The following is a 20426-nucleotide window of genomic DNA, read 5'->3' as shown; positions in this document are numbered from 1 at the left end:
TTAATCTTAATTTATCATCACGGTGAAAAAATGCAAGCTCTAATATGTCATTTTTATCTATTTCACGAACTGAATATGTTATATAAGAAATGTATAGCGGTAAACAAAAACAACCTGCTTACATGATGTAAGCAGGTTGAAAATAATAAAATTAGAATTATCGTGGTTCAACAATCAATTTGATGGCTGTTCTTTCTTCTCCATCGATCAGAATGTCAGTAAAGGCTGGAATGCATATCAAATCCACTCCGCTTGGCGCGACAAATCCCCTTGCAATGGCGACAGCCTTAACCGCCTGATTCAGTGCTCCAGCGCCGATTGCTTGTATTTCCGCTGCACCGCGTTCACGTAAAACGCCGGCTAATGCTCCTGCTACTGAATTCGGATTTGACTTTGCTGAAACTTTTAAAATTTCCATTTCTGCTCCCCCTTAAATTTACAATGGATAAGTGAGTGTTCATTAGAACAATCTTTGTTAGATGATGCTATTTTTTTGAAAATCCATCCCCAAAATGTTTTTCAAAAATAGCAGGCTACCTACCATTTTTACTATATTCACGATAGAGGGCGCATATTCCTTCTTTCTGATTAATATTTTTCTGAAATAAATATGTGAACATTTATTCAAAGAAAATATGGTCATCATTTATCAAAATTCGATCAATTTTGACAGCTTTTTTCGACTGTTCGTCAATTTCTACGATTACTGCACTTAACGTCGTTCGGCCTTCTGCAATTTCAAACCGTACTGGGAGACTTGTTTTGAATCGTTTAATGATCGTTTCTCGGTCAACACCTAAAATGCCGTCATAAGGTCCTGTCATCCCGACATCTGAAATATACGCAGTTCCTTTTGGCAATACGCGGTTATCTGCTGTTTGAACATGTGTATGCGTGCCCACGACACATGATGCACGGCCGTCTGTATACCAGCCCATCGCCTGCTTTTCACTTGTGGCTTCACCATGAAAATCAATAAAAATAAACGGTGTTCGTTTGGATGCTTCCGCAATTAATTCATCTACTTTTTGAAATGGGCAGTCAATTGGCGGTAAAAACGTACGTCCTTGCAGGTTGATGACAGCCAATTCTTTTCCTTGTTTTTTAATAAACGTGAGACCTTTTCCAGGTGTGCCTTCTGGGAAGTTAGCTGGACGGACCATATTAGCTGCATCATCGATGAAATCGAATATGTCTCTTTTATCCCATGTATGGTTGCCCATTGTGAGCACATCAGCTCCTGCTTGCAGCAGCTCATGATAGATTTTTTCAGTCAGACCTTTCCCGTGAGCAGCATTTTCTCCGTTGACAATGGTAAAGTGCGGCTGATATTTTTTCTTTAGCTTTGGCAAATATTCTTTCAGTGTGTCTCTGCCAGGTGAACCGACAATATCTCCAACAAATAATATTTTCATGCGCTTTTGAACCCTTTCTCTTTTAAATTGATCTTCTTATCAGTGTTGCATATTTACACAAAAAAATAAAGCGGCGCTAAGCGCACCGCTCTATTTTGCATACTCTACTGCGCGAGTTTCTCGAATGACTGTCACTTTAATGTGACCAGGGTAATCGAGCTCGTCCTCAATTCGCTTACGAATATCCCTTGCTAGACGGTGAGCTTCAAGATCATTAATTGAATCTGGCTTCACCATAATACGTACTTCACGTCCAGCCTGTATCGCAAACGATTTTTCAACACCTTCATAAGATTCAGAGATATCTTCTAATTTCTCAAGTCTCCGAATGTAATTTTCAAGCGTCTCACTTCTTGCACCAGGGCGTGCTGCAGATAATGCATCAGCTGCCGCAACAAGAACAGCGATAATAGATGTCGGTTCTTGGTCACCGTGGTGAGAGGCAATACTGTTGATGACAACAGGATGCTCTTTATATTTCGTCGCAAGCTCAACGCCAATTTCTACGTGGCTTCCTTCTACTTCGTGATCAATGGCTTTTCCAATGTCATGCAGAAGACCTGCTCGTTTTGCAAGCTTTGCATCTTCTCCAAGCTCTGAAGCCATGAGACCTGCAAGATGTGCAACCTCAATTGAATGCTTCAGGACATTTTGTCCATAACTTGTACGGAATTTTAAGCGGCCGAGAATTTTGATCAGATCCGGATGCAGACCGTGAACTCCGACTTCGAATGTCGTTTGCTCACCCATCTCGCGGATATAATCATCGACTTCACGGCGTGATTTTTCCACCATTTCTTCAATTCGTGCAGGATGAATGCGGCCATCCTGGACTAGCTTGTCCAGAGCTATCCTCGCTGTTTCACGTCTAATCGGATCAAAGCCCGATAGTATAACAGCTTCAGGTGTATCATCTATGATCAAGTCAATACCTGTTAACGTTTCTAACGTACGGATATTTCGTCCTTCACGTCCGATAATACGACCTTTCATCTCATCATTTGGAAGATTGACTACAGATACCGTTGTTTCAGCCACATGATCAGCTGCACAACGCTGTAACGCAAGTGAAAGAATATTTTTCGCCTTTTTGTCAGCCTCTTCTTTCGCTCGGTTTTCAGATTCTTTCGTCATGACTGCAATGTCGTGGGAAAGCTCATTTTCAACTTGATCCAGAATGATTTGTTTCGCTTCATCTCGAGTTAGACTTGAAATACGTTCCAACTCGGCTTTCTGCAAACGAATCATATCATCCACTTTGCTTTCCATCTCTTCAATATGTTGTTGTCGTTCATTCAGAGAATGATCTCTCTTCTCCAACAGGGACTCCCGTTTATCTAAAGATTCGTCTTTGCGATCAAGATTTTCCTCTTTTTGAAGTAAACGGTTTTCTTGTCTTTGAAGCTCATTTCGTCTTTCACGAACTTCTTGCTCCGCCTCTACACGAAACGAATGAATTTCATCTTTCGCTTCCAAGAGCGCTTCTTTCTTCAATGCTTCCGCATCACGCTTTGCATCCTCAACAATTTGTTCGGCCATGTTTCTTGCGCCGGATATTTTTGCTTCTGCAATGGTTTTACGAACAAAGTAGCCAACAACTAAACAGATTAGGCTCAGCAAAATGGAGATGATCGTAAACATCGTAGGCGACATATTTTCACCTCCTCTTGCTATGAACTTGGTTTTACAAATAAAGTGTCGGCATGTACATTGTTTTGTGTCTCAACATACAGGGCCTTCACAGGGAATGAGATCCTCACTGCCCTTGTCAAGTTTAAATTAGTTATCAATCATGTTAAGAAAAACAAGTGATACATTCCCATTGTAATTGTGTCGGAAATACTTGTCAAGCTAGCCATCTTAGCGTTTGCAAAAGCAGATCAGAATTATTCTTGATTCAGCAGCTGATATACTTTATTGTTTACTTGGCCCAGTTTAGTGTTATTTTGTATATTTGAAAACAAAACAACGATGGTTTGCCCAGATTTGCTAAAGCTGTTCAAAATGTTGAAGCCCGGCATGACACCATGGTTTGAATAGCTACCGGGAGCAACATAAAATCCCATTCCGTATGTGGAGCTGCTTCCTGGCGTAAACATCTTTTTATAGCTCTTCTGCGAATACAGTTTGCCGTCTATCAGAGCTTGGTCAAATTTGTACATATCTATAGCACTCATATAAATATCTCCAGCACCGTAAAGCTGAGATAGATCGGGCATATACGGTGTAACCGCTTTGCTGCCTTTCAGCTTATACCCGACAGCAGGATAAGGTTCTTTTTCATATGTTTTGTAAAAGCCTGCATGCGTCATACCCGCCGGTTTAAAAATATGATTCGTTATATATTGTTCATAGGACTCACCGCTCACTTCAGCCACAATATAAGCAAGAACAGAATAGTTGGAATCCTTGTAGCTCCATACGCCTGGCTGACGATTAATTCCCTGACGTTCTATGTCTTTTATTAATTCGTCCGGAGTAATTACACCATTTCCTTCAATATGTCCGTTTATTCCCGATGTATGTGTCAGCAGATTTTTCAAAGTAATCGTTTGTCCGTTAGGGAAATGAGGTAAATACGTGCTTACCGGAGCACTTGTCTGAAGTTTCCCCTTTTCCTCAAGCTGCAAAATAGCGGTTGCAATCAGCGCTTTTTGTGACGAACCGACATAAAAAGATGTCAAAGGATTATTTCGAATTTTTTGTTTACGGTCTGCATAACCAAAACCTTTATTTGTTACGATTTCTCCATTTCTAACAATCATGACTGTTCCGCTGAAACCGATCCCATTTAAATAACTGCTGATTTTGTGATTACGGTCCACTGTTTTGATTTGTTTCTCTGATTTTTTGGCGGTTTCCCTTTTAACTTCTTTATTCTGGCTGTTTTCTAAGGCTACTGCAGTTTTTTGAAACGGGTTGTTCTCTTCACTATTTCGATGAAGCACATTCCACATCGTAAAGCAAATCATCGCTGATAAAAAAACAAGCACAAGTTTTCCCCTCTGACTAGGTTTTCTCCGTCTGCGTTTGGCAGTTCTTCTGCGGGTCGGGCTTGTCATTATTTTTTCCTCCCAAAATAAATTCCATTTTGTACACTTTAGACGGATGAAGTACTGAAAAAGTTGTCGAAAGTTTTTTGCAAAAATAAAAAAGGCTGAGTTTTTCACCCAGCCTTTTTTATCATTTCATACTGATTTTATTTTATTCTAATTCTAATTGTTCTAGCGCCTCTTCAGATTCCTGCTGCACTGTTCCGTTATTATCCAAACCGTAATGTTCGCGAATTTGCTCCTGGATCATCAGCATGATATCTTTATTTTCTTTTAGGAACTGTTTCGCATTTTCACGGCCTTGTCCAAGACGTTCCTCTTGGTAAGAATACCAAGCACCGCTCTTTTGTACGATATCTAGCTCGCTTCCAAGGTCGATGATTTCTCCCTCTTTTGAGATCCCTTCACCGTACATAATGTCTACTTCGGCAATACGGAATGGCGGTGCTACTTTGTTTTTGACCACTTTAATTCTCGTTTTATTCCCCATAATGTCATTGCCTTGTTTCAGCTGTTCAGCACGGCGCACTTCTAAACGAACAGACGAATAGAACTTCAGCGCACGTCCACCTGGCGTTGTTTCAGGGTTACCGAACATGACCCCAACTTTTTCACGAATTTGGTTAATAAAGATGGCAATTGTTTTTGATTTATTGATAGCACCTGATAGTTTACGAAGTGCTTGGGACATCAAACGTGCTTGAAGACCAACGTGTGAATCACCCATATCTCCTTCAATCTCTGCTTTTGGTACAAGAGCAGCTACAGAGTCAATAACAACAATATCAACTGCCCCGCTGCGGACAAGAGCTTCTGCAATTTCAAGTGCTTGCTCTCCTGTATCCGGCTGAGAAAGTAACAGTTCATCAATGTTGACACCTAGTTTTTGAGCGTAAACTGGATCGAGTGCATGCTCTGCATCAATAAATGCAGCTTGTCCTCCCTGCTGCTGAACTTCAGCAATGGCATGAAGGGCTACTGTCGTTTTACCAGAACTCTCTGGACCATATACTTCGATAATACGGCCTCGGGGATATCCGCCTATTCCAAGCGCAGTATCAAGTGCTAACGAACCACTAGGTACTGTTGAAATACGTGTATCTGTTTGCTCTCCTAGTTTCATAATAGAGCCTTTACCAAACTGTTTTTCTATTTGTTTAAGAGCCATATCTAAGGCTGCTTGACGATCACTCATTCTATTGTTTCCTCCTTTATCAATTCCACTATCTATACTATACCTTGTTTTACGTCATTTGCCAAGAAAAAAACGAACACATATTCGTTTTTTTCTTGGCAGATTTCTTAAGAAAAGAGTGTTTTCTATTAGAAAAAACGCTCTTTTATAAAGGAGTAAACCTAACAAAAAACAAAATTAACTCTCTTTTAATAAGTTGAGTAAGTGATGCAGACCATATTTCACAGCGCGCTTTCGAATGCCTGACCGGCTGCCTGTAAACATCCATTCAAACACGTCCGTCTGGTCTTTCGTCGATAGTCCAATGAACACTTTTCCAACAGGCTGACCCTCTTGGGTATCAGGTCCTGCTACACCCGTAAAGCTAATGCCAATATCACTTCCGGTCAGCTTTCTAACCCCTTCAGCAAGCTCTAAAGCACACTCTTTGCTGACAGCACCATGAGAAGACAATGTTTCTTCCCGGCAGCCAAGTACCTGCTGCTTGACTTGGTTTGTATAACAAACCACACTTCCGTTCAAAATGGATGATGCTCCTTCGAGATCTGTCAGCCATTCGGAGAACATTCCGCCAGTCAGGCTTTCTGCTGCTGCTACTGTTTTCCCGTGCTCGTGCAAGGCTTTGGACGCTTCGCGGACAAGTGATGTATCCCCATATCCGTAGAAGTACTCTCCTACCCGCGCTAAAATTTGCGCTTCTGTTTCTTTTAACAGACGCTCTGTTTCTTTTTCATCCTCATGCTTAGCAGTCAGCCTTAGCGTCACTTCACCGTCAGATGCGAGTGGTGCAATCGTCGGGTTGGTTTGAGCATCAATTAAATCTTCTAGGTCTGTTTCAAGCTGCGATTCACCGATTCCGAAGAAGCGCAGAACAACAGACACGATCTTTTCCTTTAAGCCAAGTTTCTCAGAAATCAGCGGCTTTGCCTCGTTTTCAAACATCGGGTGCAGTTCACTTGGCGGTCCAGGAAGAAGCATATAAAACGTATCGTCTTCTTGAACAAACATACCCGGGGCCATCCCGAAACGGTTCACGAGCACATCAGACCCTTCTAGAACGAGTGCCTGCTTACGGTTGTTCGGTGACATAACGCGTCCGGTCTTTAGAAAGTAGTCTTGAATTGATTCAAATGCTTCTTCATTTAGTACAAGCTCTTTGCCAAGCGTACTCGCAATGGTTTCTTTTGTTAAGTCATCTTTGGTTGGTCCAAGACCACCTGAGAAGATAATAAAATTAGATCTTTCCTGCGCCACCTGAATGGCCTGTTTTAAACGCTCTGGATTGTCACCAACTGCTGTGTGATAATAAACATTCACACCAATTTCAGCTAGTTGTTTGCTGATGAATTGTGCATTCGTATTCGTAATTTGCCCTAGCAATAGTTCGGAACCGACTGCAATAATTTCTGCTTTTCTCTCTGACTTCAAAGCGTACACGTCCTTTTTAGTTAGAATTCTTTAAAGCTTCCCAGTTTTTTGCAAAGTAATCCCAGCCTGAGACAACAGTGAAGAACACCGCTACCCACATCGCTAGATCACCAAACGGGAATGACACAAGTTCAAACGGCAGGTTATGCAGTAAAAGTGCTGAAATCGCAATGATCTGCGCCCATGTCTTCACTTTTCCAAGCATATTCGCTGCCACTACTTCACCGCCTCCGGCTAATACAAGCCTTAGACCTGTTACAGCAAATTCACGGCTGATGATCACAATCGCCATCCATGCCGGTGTGAGGTTGTATTGAACAAGTATAATTAAAGCAGCTGAAACAAGCAATTTATCTGCAAGCGGATCTAAAAATTTACCAAAGTTCGTCACTAAATTAAGCTTACGTGCATAGTATCCATCAATCCAGTCAGTTGTTGAAGCAACAATAAACAGGATCGCTCCAACAAGGTGCGTCACTTCGATGCTGACGTCGCCAAAGCGCGCAACACCCCAATCTAGCGGTGCAAGCATAATAATCATAAAAACAGGGATCAAGGCGATCCTAGAAAGGGTTATTTTATTCGGTAAGTTAAACATGAAATCCAATCCTCCAATAATGCAATTTTATTATGTATATAATAGTAGGAACAAAAGAAAAGTCATCTACTTGCTTAAGATGACTTTTCCTTTCCTTTATTCACAATCACAATGTTTTGTGTCATGGTGTCCTTAGGGTCTAATTCGTACTTAAGTGTCTCTTCATTTACCTTGATATCAATTCCAGACGCATTGCCTAGACGGATATCGACCTGAGAAAGATCAGACAGGTCTGTTTTAAACGATTCGCCATCTTTTAGTTCACCCATCTTCAGCACTTTTCCAGATTCGTCTCTTACACGCAGCCATGAAGCTTGCGAGGCAGAAATTTTTAACTCCATTTCGTCTGCACCTGATACTTCATACGTTGTTGTCGAGCCTTCTGTATTCGTCGCCTTTAAAGATACAGTTTCATCGTCTTTTGATGAATCATCTTTTTTAGATGATTTTTCTTTATCATCTGACGAAGCTTTTTCTTTTTTCTTTTGATCTTTTGCAAGAGATGAATCCTCAGATACTTCATATTTAGATTCTGATTGCTGAGGAGCCGCCTGATTATTCTTCTGTCCGCTATCATGATTGACCGCCTGCACGATCACATAAATGATGGCGATGACCACAATGATGCCTCCAATAATTAAAATTGTCGGCAATAGTTCAAGCACTTTCGAAGCAGGCTTTGGCAGCTCTCTTTGCGGCTTAATATTCGATAATTTATCAGATACTTCATCGTTATACGTGCTTGGAACATCTTTACGAAATTCTTCGAACAATTGTTCAGGATTCAGTCCAACGGCTTCGGCATATTGTTTAATAAACGCTCTGACGTAAAATTTACCTGGAATAATATCATAGTTTCCTTGTTCGATTGCTAGCAAATAGCGCTTTTGGATCTTGGTCACCGTCTGAAGATCCTCCAGCGACATCCCTTTTTCCTCTCTGGCCTCAACGAGCCGTTTTCCCAATTCAGTCAAAACAAACACCTACCATTACCATATTAAAAATCGAAGCCGGAAAAACCAGAATGATCAAACACTTGTGGTTCTTCAGCGTGTTCATATGTAATCTCTTCGTCTGCGCTATTACGCAATTCAATGATATAGTCGAAATCATCCATTGTATATTCTGAATTTTGAATAAAGATGTCTGGATGCTCGACCACCTTCGTTGCCGGCAGTCTCATAATTTCCCTTAAAAGCTGCAAGTGCTTCTCAGAACCTCTTCTTGTCGACACAATCCCATCAATAATAAAGACGTTATCTGGGCTGTATTCATCTGCGATCAGCTGACTTCGAATCGTCTGTTTCAAAAGAGTTGATGATACAAACAGCCATCTCTTGCTTGCACAAACACTTGAAGCCACAATTGATTCTGTTTTTCCGACACGCGGCATTCCGCGAATCCCAATCAATTTATGTCCTTCTTTTTTAAAGAGTTCAGCCATAAAATCAACAAGAAGACCGAGCTCGTCTCTTTCAAAACGGAACGTCTTTTTGTCATCCGCATCACGCTGTATGTATCTTCCATGACGAACAGCTAAGCGGTCACGAAGCTTCGGCTGTCTTAATTTCGTTACTTTTATCGTTTCCATTGTATTTAAAATTGATTCAAGCCGCTTAATTTGATCTGTGTGGTCACAGCGTAAAAGCATTCCGCGTCTTGATACATCAACACCATTAATTGTCACAATATTAATTGAAAGCATCCCCATTAGAGAAGAAATGTCTCCTAAAAGTCCGGGACGGTTTACCTGTATCTCATATTCAAAATACCATTCGAGCTTTGCCAAATGATATTACCCCCTTCATTGTGGCAAATTTTTACCTTCCTTTATCATAAAGCATTTTCACATTTTTAGAAAGCACAATGTTGTGAAACGGTTAAAATAAAAAGAGAGGCACAAACGACCTCTCTTTTTGTTTAGTGCGAGCTATTATTTTCAACCAGCTTGACCATCATATTTGCAATGGCACGCTGCTCATCTTCTGATGCAACGCTCCAAAGGTCAGCAAGTACTCTTTCCTGCTCGTTCTTTGCCTCAACTTCGTTAGCTAGATATCCGCCAATTTCATACGCAAGGTTATTGATGGTCTCATCTTCTAAACCTTTATCCTGCGCATGATTTAAGCGATCACCTAAAAAGTTTTTCCAATGGTCCCAGTTCTCAAGTACAGACATGTCGATTCCTCCATTCGAAAAGATGAATTACAGCCATAGCTTTTGTCATGGAGAGCCGAATTATACACGTTTTTTAACAGTACCAGCCGCCATTGACAGATAAAATTTGACCTGTGATATAACTTGACTGTTTTGAGGCGAGAAACCAAATGACATCTGCAACCTCCTCAGGCGATGCAAGCCGGCCAAGCGGAATTTCTTCTTCCAGCATTGCGATGTCTTCCTGCGTAAAACGATTCATCATGTCTGTTTTGACAGCACCTGGCGAGACAGCATTTGCTCTAATTCCACTTGGAGCAAGCTCTTTTGCTAATCCTTTGATAAACGCATTTTGCGCACCTTTGACCATGCTGTACAGCACTTCACATGATGCTCCCGTTTCTCCCCATATCGAGCTGACCGCAATGATATGGCCTGCTTTCTTTCGAATCATGGCGGGTAAAAGGGATTGGGTAAGCTCATATGGACTTGTGACATGAAGCTGCACCATACTGGCTAATACGTCTTTTTCTGTGTCTGTCACCAATCCGACATGGCTTCTGCCGCTGTTTAAAACAAGAATATCTGGACAGAGCGGCAGACGGCTGACAAGCTCATCTGCTCCGCCCGTTTTAGATAAATCGGCTTGAACGACGTGCGTTTGAATGGAATATGCCTCATCCAAATGAGCGGCGAGGCGCACAGCTGCCTGTTCATTTTTATGATAATGGAGCATCACATGGCAGCCTTCTTGGGCAAGCTTTTTCGCTGCTGCCTGCCCAATCCCGCCACTGGCACCTGTTATCAGCGCCCAACGACTCATCACATTGATTCCTTCTTTCTATATAGAATACCTATTCTTTTCGTTTAAATGGGAACCAGTTGGCTGATCCGAACAATTTCACCATTACAGGTACGAACAATGGTAGCACAACGAGTGCGTACAGTAAAAGTCCTGTGAGGACAAGTGTTGCAATCTGCAGGAGAGACAGCACACCTGATGGAAGCATGGCGGCAAATGTTCCTGCCAAAATAACAGCAGCAGACATAATGACAGACCCCATATTTTTCATTGATTCAGTCATGGCAAACTGGATGTCTTTTGTTTTGTATTCATTGAACCGCTCCATTAAGAAAATCGAATAATCGACTCCGAGCGCCATTAAAATCACAAATCCAAAGAATGGTACAGCCCAGTTAATGCCAGGATATCCGAAGAAATGGGTGAAAATAAATTCTGTTACACCGATTGCTGTAAAGTAAGTCAATATGAGTGAACCTACCAAGTAAAGCGGCATGACAAGCGAACGGAACAAGATCACCAAAATAAGGAAAATACCAATCATCATGTAAAGCACTGTCTTATTGAAATCTTGGTCTGACAGTTGTTTTAGATCAGCGTTCATACTTGATACACCTGAGACGCCAAATGATGCATCTTTTAGGTTTGTTTCAGGAAGTGCCCGCTCGACAGAAGCTTCCACTTGTTTAATCGTCGACAAGGCGTCATTTCCATATGGATTTTTCTCTAAAATGACATCAATCTTTGTCATCTTGCGATCATCTGACATGTATGAATCAAATACTTGCTTGAATGCTTTATTTTTCAAGACGTCTTTTGGAATAAACCAGCCGGCCATGTCTTGATCTGGTGCATTTTTCAGTTCATCTAAGTAGTCACCTGCACCCATTAAGCCGCTCGAAATTTTCTCCAGTCCTTTTACACTTTTATTCAGGCCACCTGTCAGCTTGGTCAGATCATCCCCAAAGCCGCCAATCTTTTCTTTCATTTGCTTTTGGCCATTAATGATATCGCCCGCTCCATTTGCAAGCTTTGGCATATTATCAGCTATTTGTCCTTGACCTTTAGACGTTTGATCCAGTCCAGTTTCGATAGCATCTAAGCCCGCAATGAGTTCATCGATTTGATTCGTCAAGACTTTTTGCTGCTCAGAAGCTTTTGCAATAAAGGCATCAGCTGCTTCTAGCTGCTTTCTAGCTTCCTTCGCTTGTTTGGCATAGCTGTCTGCCTGTTTCGCCCCTTCTTGCAAGGTCGCAGAAAGTTCATTGTACGAAGCTTTAATCGCTTGATACGATTGATTTTCTTTTACTTGCGGGATTTGCTTTTCAAGTGTATTAAATTGTGTATTTGCTTGTTTGATTAACGCTTTTACATCTGCTGCGGCAGAGGATGACGTATCCACTTGCGCTAATGCCGCCTTTAATTCTTTCGAAATGCTTTTATACAGCGAAACTTGCTGATTCACTTGTGCGACTTGAGCTGTTAATTCCTTTTTCGCACCTTTGATTTCTTCTTTAATGGCTGCTACACCTTTTTTGTTTTGGTCGATGCCGTTTTGTAATTTTCTTAAGGATTTTTCAACATTTTGAATACCTGTTTGTACCGATTCAGTACCAGAAATCAATTGATTAATGCCTTTTCCAGAGGATTTGATTTGCGGCGTTTGATCCTCAATGGATTGACTCATTGTCGTTAGTGCATCTTGGATTTTTTTCAAGCCTTCATTGCTTTTATCAAGTCCTGTGTTCAGTTCTTTGGCTTGTGATTTCACATACAGATCACTCAGCCCTTTACCGACAGGACGGGTGGCACTTCTGACTTTACTGACCCCATCTGTTTGTTCAATTGCACGGCTGAGTTTTTCGACGGCAATCAGCCCTTCATTGTTGTCTAAAAGGTCAGATGATTTCACGACCACTGTTGCTGGGAGTGCTTCACCCGGTCCAAACTTGTCAGAAATGGTATTGAATGCGTTGACCGATTCGTATTTATTACCGATTTCATCTAAGCTGTTATAAGAAAGGGTTCCTTTATACATCAGAATGGGTGGAAGTGTAATGATTCCTACGATTAATAAGCTGAAAAGCGGTTTCTTAAATGAAAAGCGGCCTGCTGTTTCCCACATTTTTGACTGCGGATGGGCAATATCGCCTTTAATCGGCCAAAATAACACTTTTCCTAAAACCGCCATGAAGAACGGCACAATCGTGAGAAGGGCCACAATGAGCACAGCAACCCCGACTGCTACTGCAACAGCTGATTTATAAAGCTGGAATTGTGCAAGACCAATACATGTAAAACCGATCAGAACCGCAATTCCGCTGAATAAGACGGTCTTTCCTGCTGTTTTATACGTAATCAGAATGGCTTCAATTTTATCTTTACCGTGTGCGATCTCTTCTTTAAAGCGGCTGAGAAGCAGTATGCAGTAGTCCGTTCCAATTCCAAACATGATCGCGACCATAAAGATCTGAGTAAAGGTCGAGAGCGGGAAGTCTAAATATTTCACTAAATAAGCCACGATCGATTGACTCACCAAGTAAGACAGTGCCACTGCGACTAACGGAACGAAAGGCGCCACAGCTGACCTAAAGACTAGAACAAGGACGACGAGAATAAACCCAATCGTAATGAACTCTGTTTTCTTCAGGCCTTCCTGCGAACTTGTGATGACATCATCATCAATTAACGGCTGCCCTGTCATTTCAAATTTCAGGTTTAAGCTTTTCAGCTTTTCATTGACTCTTTCTTTAAAATCGGACGCTTTGATTTTGTTTGAGTCATATGTAACTGGAACAAGGAGCGTCGTTTGATCTTTTGAGAGCATTTGTTTTTTGATATCTTTATTGGCTTCAAAGTAAGAAGTGATGTCTTCTATGTGGAGATCTTGATCCTTTTCTAAAATGTCCATTGCCTTTTTTAAAGATGTTTCTCTTTCTTTCACAATGTTCTTTTCTTGAAAAACAATCACGATTGATTTTTCTGTATCACCGTTTTTAGACATTTTCTCTAATAACTGATTGGCATATGAAGACGGATAGCCGTCTGGTACAGAAATTTGTCCCTTTTCTTTTGTTAATTGCGCCATATTAGGAGCGGTGATGAGTAACACTGCCGCTAATACGATCCACAGAATCGTGATCAGCCATCTACCCTTTATGATTGCTCTCATTAGTAATTTGTGCCTCCTCTTCGATGATCACTTGATAGATCTTTTCATATGTTTGAATAAATGATTCCATTTCTTTTTCTTCAAGCTTTTCAAAATAAGACCGAACCAGGTCTTGAAGCTGCTTTTCCATTCGGCTGACCACTTCTTTGCCCTCGGGCGTGACGTACAGGTGAACATTCCTTCTGTCAGCTTGATCATGTTCACGAAAAATATAGTTTTTCGTAAAAAGACGATTAGTCATGGATGTTACAGCACTTTTGTTTACATTACATACATAAGCCAGGTCCGTTGATGTACATCCTGGATGTAGATTGATGTATCGAAGCGAGTAATATTGATCAAGCGTCAGCTCTTTATCAAGCTTTTCGGTGATCATACTCGATACTTTTTTCTCCAACATGAGATAGACATCTGTATACCTTTGGATAAGCTGGGCAATTTTATTTTGTTCCATACGCTGCTCCTTTTTAGTTTAAGTGTTTAACTATTAAAGAGTTTAACTAATAACCAAAACAATTGTCAATCAATATCCTCGTAAATAAAGCTGCTTTTTCAATGAACATAAAAAAGACAAACTCTGCCGATATGAGTTTGTCTTTTTAAATTTATTTTGTTTTTGGGACGACTTTGAAAACAGACATCCGTTCTTCATCAATTTCTTCATCTAAAATTTGCTGAATATCAGCTAATTGAATTTGTTCCAGCATTGTGACGACATCAAATAAGCTCATGTCTAAGAATGCATATCGAGTAAATTGGTTCGCAATATATTCTGGAGAATTCATGGCTTTTAAAAAGCTGCCGATTTTTTTCTTGCGCGCGAGTTCAATTTTCTCTTCTGTCATGAGGCTTTTTGCTTGAAGAAGGGTTTCTTTTAATACCTTTGCGAGTTGATCAGGATCATTTGTATCCCCGCCAACTGAAGTGAAGCCAAAGCCGCCCTCTTCTGTATAATCGTAGCTGAATGTTTCATCAATTAAGCCTTTTTCATACATCTGTTCATATTGTAAGGAGCTTTTGCCAAACAGCGTCTCTAAAATGAGGTTCATCCCAAGCTCATGCTTTAGCAGCTGATTTCCTTTTTTATGCGGGTTCTTTGTTTTCAAACCGAACATACATTTAGAGCCTTGTACGTTCATTGGAAGTTCGTATTCTTTCCGGTACACACCTTCTGGCTCATTGATGTCTTTTCGTTTGATCTCCGGCTGGTCTGTAAATGGCTTTTTCGCCTGATTCGCTCTGACTTGATCTAAAATTTGCTTCGGATCAACAGGCCCGACGACGAATAGAAGCATATTGCTCGGGTGATAGAACGTTTCATAGCATTCATACAAATGATCTTTTGTAATAGGGGCAATGCTCTCTACTGTTCCAGCAATATCTATTCTCACAGGATGCTCTTGATATAAATTTTCAATCAGACCAAAGAATAAACGCCAGTCCGGATTGTCATCATACATGTTAATTTCTTGACCAATGATGCCCTTTTCTTTTTCGACTGTTTTTTCAGTAAAATAAGGCTCTTGAACAAAATCAATGAGTGTCTCAAGGTTTTGTTCGACATTTGAGGTGCTTGAAAATAAATAAGCCGTTCTCGTAAACGTTGTAAAAGCGTTTGCGGATGCTCCCTGTTTACTAAAAGTATGAAACACGTCTCCATCTTCTTTTTCAAATAGCTTATGCTCTAAGAAATGGGCAATTCCGTCAGGCACTCGAATCATGTCTTCTTTTCCAAGCGGCACAAATTCGTTATCGACAGAGCCATATTTTGTTGTAAAGGTCGCATAGGTTTTGTTAAACCCTTGCTTTGGCAGCACATAGACGTCAAGTCCGCTTTCCATTTTTTCGTGATAGACCGTTTCTTGCAGCTGATCGAATTGAATTGTTTTCACTGTCATGAAGCACCCTCCGTTCCTTTAAGAAAATAGGTCGTATCCCATTCGATTTTCTGACCCACTTTGATGATGTCCTCTTTTGTCACTCGGTCTAATGCTTCTAAAAAGGAATCAAGGGTTTCCCCAGTTGGAACAACGGCATGCTGATACAAATATTCTGCTGTTCCATAAGACGTATCGATCGTTTCAAGCAGCTGGTTTTTGACGACTGCTTTTGTTTGATCAATTGCTTCATCTGAAAAATCACCTTTTTGCATCGCTTCAAATTGTTCTTTGATGATGTCTACTGCCTGCTGATAGTTGCCGACTTCAATCCCTGACATGACCATCATCAAGCCTTTAAAGCTCTCAAGTCTAGACACAGCATAGTACGCAAGACTTGCCTTTTCACGAACATTAATGAATAGCTTAGAATGCGAGAAACCGCCGAATATACCATTAAACAAATGCAGCGCCGGATAATCTTTATCTGCAATCGTTGTATGTGTACGAAAGCCGATATTCAGCTTGCCTTGTTTCACGTCCTCTTCATCAATGACTTCTTTTGGTTCATTTTGAGGCCTTGCTGATTCAGCCTGCTGTTTGACTGGTTCTCTTTCACTTGTTTTAAAGTATTGGGAGACCATGCGGCTGATGTCTTGTTCGTCAACATCTCCGACAACATAAAGATCAAGCTGGTTTGATTGAAGCGCATGCTCATAAGCTTCAAAGAGCGAGTGAGGTGTGATTGCGTCGATGTCTTCCATTTCACCATTGACGTGCAGCGCATATGGTTCACCTTTACACATTTCCTGCACAAGTCTTAAGTTCGAATAACGCATTTTGTCATCATAAACTGCCTGAATTCGCTGTTTTAATGTGCGTTTTTCTTGATCCACATATAATTGACTAAATACTCCTTCTTCAACATACGGGTTGAATAATAGGTCAGATAGTAAGGCAATCCCTTTTTCTAGTAAAGGGGTTTGATCCTTTAAATATTTTTCATTCGCCATTTCTAGGCGAAAGGTAATGATGTGATTCTCACCTTTTTTCGCCATGTCGGCGGAAACGGTTGCTCCATAGAGCTCATCAAAATAGGCACGCAGTGCGCCTGTTTTCGGCATCTTTTCTGTTCCTCTTAACAGCACATGCGGGAAAAGAGAACGCATGGTGACGTCATCTTTGGATAGCGGTGCAAGCATTTTAAAAAGGATTGTCACGGTTTTAAATTTTTCTGTTTTGACAATATGAGTATGAAGACCCGGTGTGTCCAGTGTCTTCTCTTGTAAGTACGTCATGAGAAACCTCCTTTGTTCATCCTATTTATTATGTATTAGAACATAGCTGATATATACGTGAAACAGCCATTTAATAGACATTATATCAATCAGAGGAAAGGATAGGAAATAAAAACGCCTCTGCTCATAGCAGAGACGCCAGTCGTTATTTCATTCTAAACGGCCACCAATTCCATTTACCAAAAATACGAACCATGACCGGAATAAAGAGCGGCAATACAACAAAAGCATATAATAAAAGTCCAATGAGTACGACTGTTGCAATTTCAACAAGCGATAATACTCCTGATGGCAGCATAGCAGCGAACGTACCTGCTAAAATGGCCACTGCAGAAATAATAACAGAACCCATATTTCTCATCGCTGATATCATCGATGCTTGTACATGCTCTCCCTTCCATTCATTAAAACGATCCATGAGGAAGATGGAATAATCGATCCCGAGCGTCACAAGAATGACAAAGCTGAAAAATGGAACAGCCCAGCTGACACCATCGTAGCCAAAAAATGTTTTAAAGATCCATTCTGTTAACCCGATTGATGTAAAATACGTTAAAATCAGTGAAAGTGTTAAGTATATCGGCATGACGATTGACCGTAATAAAATAATTAAAATAATAAAAATACCAATTAACATGAAGATAACAGTTCGAATAAAGTCACCGTCAGACGTTTCTTTTAAGTCCACATTTAAGCTTGAGATACCAGATACACCGTATTTGGCATTTTTGAGTCCACTTTCAGGTAAATATTGATCAAGGGTTTCCTCAATTTTCGCGACACCTTTCATCGCTTCATTACTGTATGGATTCACATTTAAAATGACTTCAAAAGTCGTTAATTTACGATCTGGAGACATATACGTATGAAAGATTTGCTTAAATTCTTGGCGTTTCAGCACTTCTTCTGGAATAAACCAGCCCGTTATTTCTTCATCTGGCGCTTGCTGAAGCTGCTTTAAGTAGCCGTCAGCTTCGGTGAAGCCGCTTTTGACCTGTTCAAGCCCTTCAATACTTTCACCTAATCCATCTGTTAACAACGTAAGTTTTGATGAAAGCTGGCTAAATCCTTTTTTGATGGCTTTTTGGCCGTCTGTCAGCTGATCTGCACCATCTTCGATTTTAGGCATTTCTTTAATCAATTGTTTTTGGCCCTCATTTGTTTGGTCAAGGCCGTCATAAATTTGATCAAGCCCATCCATGAGCGCTTGTACTTGGCGTTTTACTTCTTTTTGCTTGCTTGATAAGGTTTGAATCACTTGATCTGCCTGCTTGATCTTTTGCTTAAAGTGAGCGGCTTCCTCTTCATATACACTCATTTGATCCCCTGCTTGATCAAGCATTCCTTTTGTTTCTTTGAATACCTTCTTGATTTCTTTATATTCATCCACGTCTTTTACTTCTGGAAGACGATTTTCTAGTGCTTCAAATGATAGATTTTCATAGGATGCCCTTACTTTCTTAATGGTTGTCATCAGCTGCTGATTCGATTTCGCATGGCGTTCAAGTGTATTCACCACTCGATCTAGCTCTTGAATCATCGTTTCGCTACTGCGATATTCTTGCTCTAATTCTTTTTTCGCTTTTTTGATTTTACTTCGAATGGTGCCCACGCCTTCCTTACTGCGTCTCACCCCATCTTCTAAAGAGATTAAGGATTCCCTGACTTCTCCGATACCGCTTTTGATTGCTTTTGTTCCATCAATCAGCTGGTCAATGCCTTGAGCGGATTCTTCAATTTTTGGTTTTTGTTTGAGAAGAGCGAGATTTGTTTCGGTCAAACCATCTGAAATTTTCCCGATTCCTTCATGGCCTTTGCCAAGTTCTCCTCCAAGCTCTTTCGCTTGAGAGGTGACATAAAGCTGGCTCAGCCCGTCCCCAACAGGCCGCGTGACACTGCGGACTGTTTTGACTTCGTCAATGTCATTTAATTTACGAGTCAGTTTTTCAATCATGACAATCTTTTCTTGATTATCCAGCTTATGGTCATTTTCGACAAGCACATTCAGCGGCAGCGCTTCACCAAAACCAAATTGCTCTGATATCGTATTAAATGCTGACACCGACTCATATTTATTCCCAATTTCATTTAAACTGTTATAAGATAGGGTGCCGTCGTACATCAGAATAGGAGGTACCGTAATAAGAGCGACTAACCCTAAGCTGATCAGCGGCCTTTTAAATGAAAAACGCCCAGCCCATTCCCACATTTTACTTTGCGGGTGCCGAATGTTTTCTCTTTTAGATGGCCAGAATAGAGATTTTCCGAAAACAGACATAAAAAAGGGAACGATGGTGACAAGGGCAATCAGCAGAATGCCTACTCCAACGGCAACACTAACGGCTGATTGATACAATTGGAATTTAGCAAATCCAATACTTGAGAAGCCGACTAACACGGCTAAGCCGCTGAAAAATACCGTTTTCCCTGCACATTGATACGTGACGATAATCGACTCTTTGACATCACGGCCTTGACCGATCTCCTCTTTAAAACGGCTTAACAGCAGGATGCAATAATCTGTTCCGATACCGAACATAATGGCTACCATAAAAATCTGAGTAAAATTAGATAGAGGAAATTGTGTATATTCTACGAGAAAAGCCACAATACACCGGCTGACAGCGTAAGAAATGCCTATCGTAATGAGCGGAACAACAGGTGCCAATATCGATCTGAAAACAATAATTAAAATAAAGAAAATAAAAATCATCGTGATAAGTTCAGTTTTCTTCAGACCTTGTTGAGAGCTTTGAATGACATCTGAATCCACAAACTTTTGACCCGTTATTTCATATGAGACATGATAGGGCTTTAAAACTTCCTCAATTTGTTCTTTAATCTTCACAGCTTTTGTTTCGTAGTGGTCGAATTTGAATGGAACAAGAAGTGTACTTTTATCCTTTGATAAAAGTTGTTTTTGAATGTCCGGATCTACATGAAAATACGAAGTAATTCCGTCAATGTGGAGTTCTGGGGCATTTGACATGAGTGCAGCTAAAGCCTTTTTTAATTCCTGCTCTTTCGCAGGGAACAGATGTTGTTCGGAGAATACAAGCACACCTGTATCTTTTTTCCCGTTCTTATCTGACAGCTTATCCAATAGGTGAAGTGCCTCAGCTGTTGGTGTCCCCTCCGGAACCTTTAATTGCCCTTTTTCTCTTGTTAATTCCTCTAAATCGGGCGCAGTAATAAACAGAATCACAGCTGTTATCATCCACACCACTAATACAATCCATCTTGCTTTAATTATTTGCAACATAGCTGCTTCAAGCTCCTTCTACTTCTTCAATCAATTTGCTGTATTTGAGCGTGTCTGAAGTGCTGACTGCGTCTCCTTCAAATGGCAGGATGACCTATTCAATTGTCCTTTCGTGTTGAAGAAGCATATCTCCATCATCAGCACGCGAAATCAATTTCTGCCTAAAGAA

Annotated in this window: 16 protein-coding genes; all 16 read right to left on the bottom strand. The window is 40.8% G+C overall.

The features are described 5' to 3' along the window. Positions 1-157: 157 nt before the first annotated feature. Entirely contained in the window at positions 158-418 is a 261-nt protein-coding gene (gene spoVS, locus NSQ76_RS08915) for a stage V sporulation protein SpoVS (protein ID WP_003211281.1), read from the bottom strand. 202 nt (positions 419-620) lie between these two features. Further along, positions 621-1415, bottom strand: coding sequence for a TIGR00282 family metallophosphoesterase (locus NSQ76_RS08910; protein WP_024424109.1), 795 nt, complete (start codon positions 1413-1415; stop codon positions 621-623). A 90-nt stretch (positions 1416-1505) separates the two neighbouring features. Beyond that, the gene (gene rny, locus NSQ76_RS08905; protein ID WP_003211958.1) at positions 1506-3068 is read right to left on the bottom strand and encodes a ribonuclease Y; all 1563 of its coding nucleotides are present in this window, start codon (positions 3066-3068) and stop codon (positions 1506-1508) included. Between the two features lie 233 nt (positions 3069-3301). Beyond that, positions 3302-4477, bottom strand: a complete 1176-nt coding sequence (locus NSQ76_RS08900) for a serine hydrolase domain-containing protein (protein WP_341053388.1) — start codon at positions 4475-4477, stop codon at positions 3302-3304. Positions 4478-4619: 142 nt separating this feature from the next. Then, entirely contained in the window at positions 4620-5663 is a 1044-nt protein-coding gene (gene recA / locus NSQ76_RS08895) for a recombinase RecA (RefSeq protein WP_024424111.1), read from the bottom strand. A 177-nt stretch (positions 5664-5840) separates the two neighbouring features. Next, positions 5841-7091, bottom strand: a complete 1251-nt coding sequence (locus tag NSQ76_RS08890; protein ID WP_024424112.1) for a competence/damage-inducible protein A — start codon at positions 7089-7091, stop codon at positions 5841-5843. Between the two features lie 16 nt (positions 7092-7107). Continuing rightward, complete coding sequence (gene pgsA, locus NSQ76_RS08885) at positions 7108-7689, bottom strand: CDP-diacylglycerol--glycerol-3-phosphate 3-phosphatidyltransferase (protein WP_008358030.1); 582 nt, start codon at positions 7687-7689, stop codon at positions 7108-7110. Positions 7690-7763: 74 nt separating this feature from the next. Beyond that, complete coding sequence (locus tag NSQ76_RS08880) at positions 7764-8663, bottom strand: helix-turn-helix domain-containing protein (RefSeq protein ID WP_151039480.1); 900 nt, start codon at positions 8661-8663, stop codon at positions 7764-7766. Between the two features lie 23 nt (positions 8664-8686). Further along, positions 8687-9478, bottom strand: a complete 792-nt coding sequence (locus NSQ76_RS08875) for a DUF3388 domain-containing protein (protein ID WP_003211480.1) — start codon at positions 9476-9478, stop codon at positions 8687-8689. Positions 9479-9609: 131 nt separating this feature from the next. Continuing rightward, positions 9610-9867: a DUF3243 domain-containing protein gene (locus tag NSQ76_RS08870; RefSeq protein WP_024424114.1), complete on the bottom strand. Its 258-nt coding sequence runs from the start codon at positions 9865-9867 to the stop codon at positions 9610-9612. A gap of 73 nt (positions 9868-9940) precedes the next feature. Beyond that, the gene (gene ymfI, locus NSQ76_RS08865; RefSeq protein ID WP_024427021.1) at positions 9941-10669 is read right to left on the bottom strand and encodes an elongation factor P 5-aminopentanone reductase; all 729 of its coding nucleotides are present in this window, start codon (positions 10667-10669) and stop codon (positions 9941-9943) included. Positions 10670-10700: 31 nt separating this feature from the next. Then, entirely contained in the window at positions 10701-13820 is a 3120-nt protein-coding gene (locus NSQ76_RS08860; protein ID WP_341053383.1) for an MMPL family transporter, read from the bottom strand. Further along, positions 13798-14274 carry a MarR family winged helix-turn-helix transcriptional regulator gene (locus NSQ76_RS08855; protein ID WP_024424117.1) on the bottom strand — a complete coding sequence of 159 codons (477 nt, stop codon included), beginning with the start codon at positions 14272-14274 and terminating at the stop codon, positions 13798-13800. The genes NSQ76_RS08860 and NSQ76_RS08855 overlap by 23 nt, the downstream gene beginning before the upstream one ends. 151 nt (positions 14275-14425) lie before the next feature. After that, complete coding sequence (gene yfmH, locus NSQ76_RS08850) at positions 14426-15718, bottom strand: EF-P 5-aminopentanol modification-associated protein YfmH (protein ID WP_025092606.1); 1293 nt, start codon at positions 15716-15718, stop codon at positions 14426-14428. Then, positions 15715-16995 carry an EF-P 5-aminopentanol modification-associated protein YfmF gene (gene yfmF / locus NSQ76_RS08845; RefSeq protein ID WP_024427017.1) on the bottom strand — a complete coding sequence of 427 codons (1281 nt, stop codon included), beginning with the start codon at positions 16993-16995 and terminating at the stop codon, positions 15715-15717. Before yfmF ends, yfmH begins: the two co-directional genes overlap by 4 nt. Before the next feature lie 145 nt (positions 16996-17140). Next, positions 17141-20257 carry an MMPL family transporter gene (locus tag NSQ76_RS08840; RefSeq protein ID WP_341053380.1) on the bottom strand — a complete coding sequence of 1039 codons (3117 nt, stop codon included), beginning with the start codon at positions 20255-20257 and terminating at the stop codon, positions 17141-17143. Positions 20258-20426 lie beyond the last annotated feature (169 nt).

Source organism: Bacillus sp. FSL M8-0256 (genome assembly GCF_038005765.1).
GTDB lineage: Bacteria > Bacillota > Bacilli > Bacillales > Bacillaceae > Bacillus > Bacillus safensis.
This window is presented reverse-complemented; position numbering and strand designations above follow the sequence as displayed.

Coding starts and splice junctions, on each gene's coding strand:
- NSQ76_RS08860 (WP_341053383.1), bottom strand. CDS start 13,820: ATGAGAGCAATCATAAAGGGTAGATGGCTGATCACGATTCTGTGGATC.
- yfmF (WP_024427017.1), bottom strand. CDS start 16,995: ATGACGTACTTACAAGAGAAGACACTGGACACACCGGGTCTTCATACT.
- NSQ76_RS08855 (WP_024424117.1), bottom strand. CDS start 14,274: ATGGAACAAAATAAAATTGCCCAGCTTATCCAAAGGTATACAGATGTC.
- NSQ76_RS08840 (WP_341053380.1), bottom strand. CDS start 20,257: ATGTTGCAAATAATTAAAGCAAGATGGATTGTATTAGTGGTGTGGATG.
- yfmH (WP_025092606.1), bottom strand. CDS start 15,718: ATGACAGTGAAAACAATTCAATTCGATCAGCTGCAAGAAACGGTCTAT.
- ymfI (WP_024427021.1), bottom strand. CDS start 10,669: ATGAGTCGTTGGGCGCTGATAACAGGTGCCAGTGGCGGGATTGGGCAG.
- spoVS (WP_003211281.1), bottom strand. CDS start 418: ATGGAAATTTTAAAAGTTTCAGCAAAGTCAAATCCGAATTCAGTAGCA.
- NSQ76_RS08900 (WP_341053388.1), bottom strand. CDS start 4,477: ATGACAAGCCCGACCCGCAGAAGAACTGCCAAACGCAGACGGAGAAAA.
- pgsA (WP_008358030.1), bottom strand. CDS start 7,689: ATGTTTAACTTACCGAATAAAATAACCCTTTCTAGGATCGCCTTGATC.
- rny (WP_003211958.1), bottom strand. CDS start 3,068: ATGTCGCCTACGATGTTTACGATCATCTCCATTTTGCTGAGCCTAATC.
- recA (WP_024424111.1), bottom strand. CDS start 5,663: ATGAGTGATCGTCAAGCAGCCTTAGATATGGCTCTTAAACAAATAGAA.
- NSQ76_RS08870 (WP_024424114.1), bottom strand. CDS start 9,867: ATGTCTGTACTTGAGAACTGGGACCATTGGAAAAACTTTTTAGGTGAT.
- NSQ76_RS08910 (WP_024424109.1), bottom strand. CDS start 1,415: ATGAAAATATTATTTGTTGGAGATATTGTCGGTTCACCTGGCAGAGAC.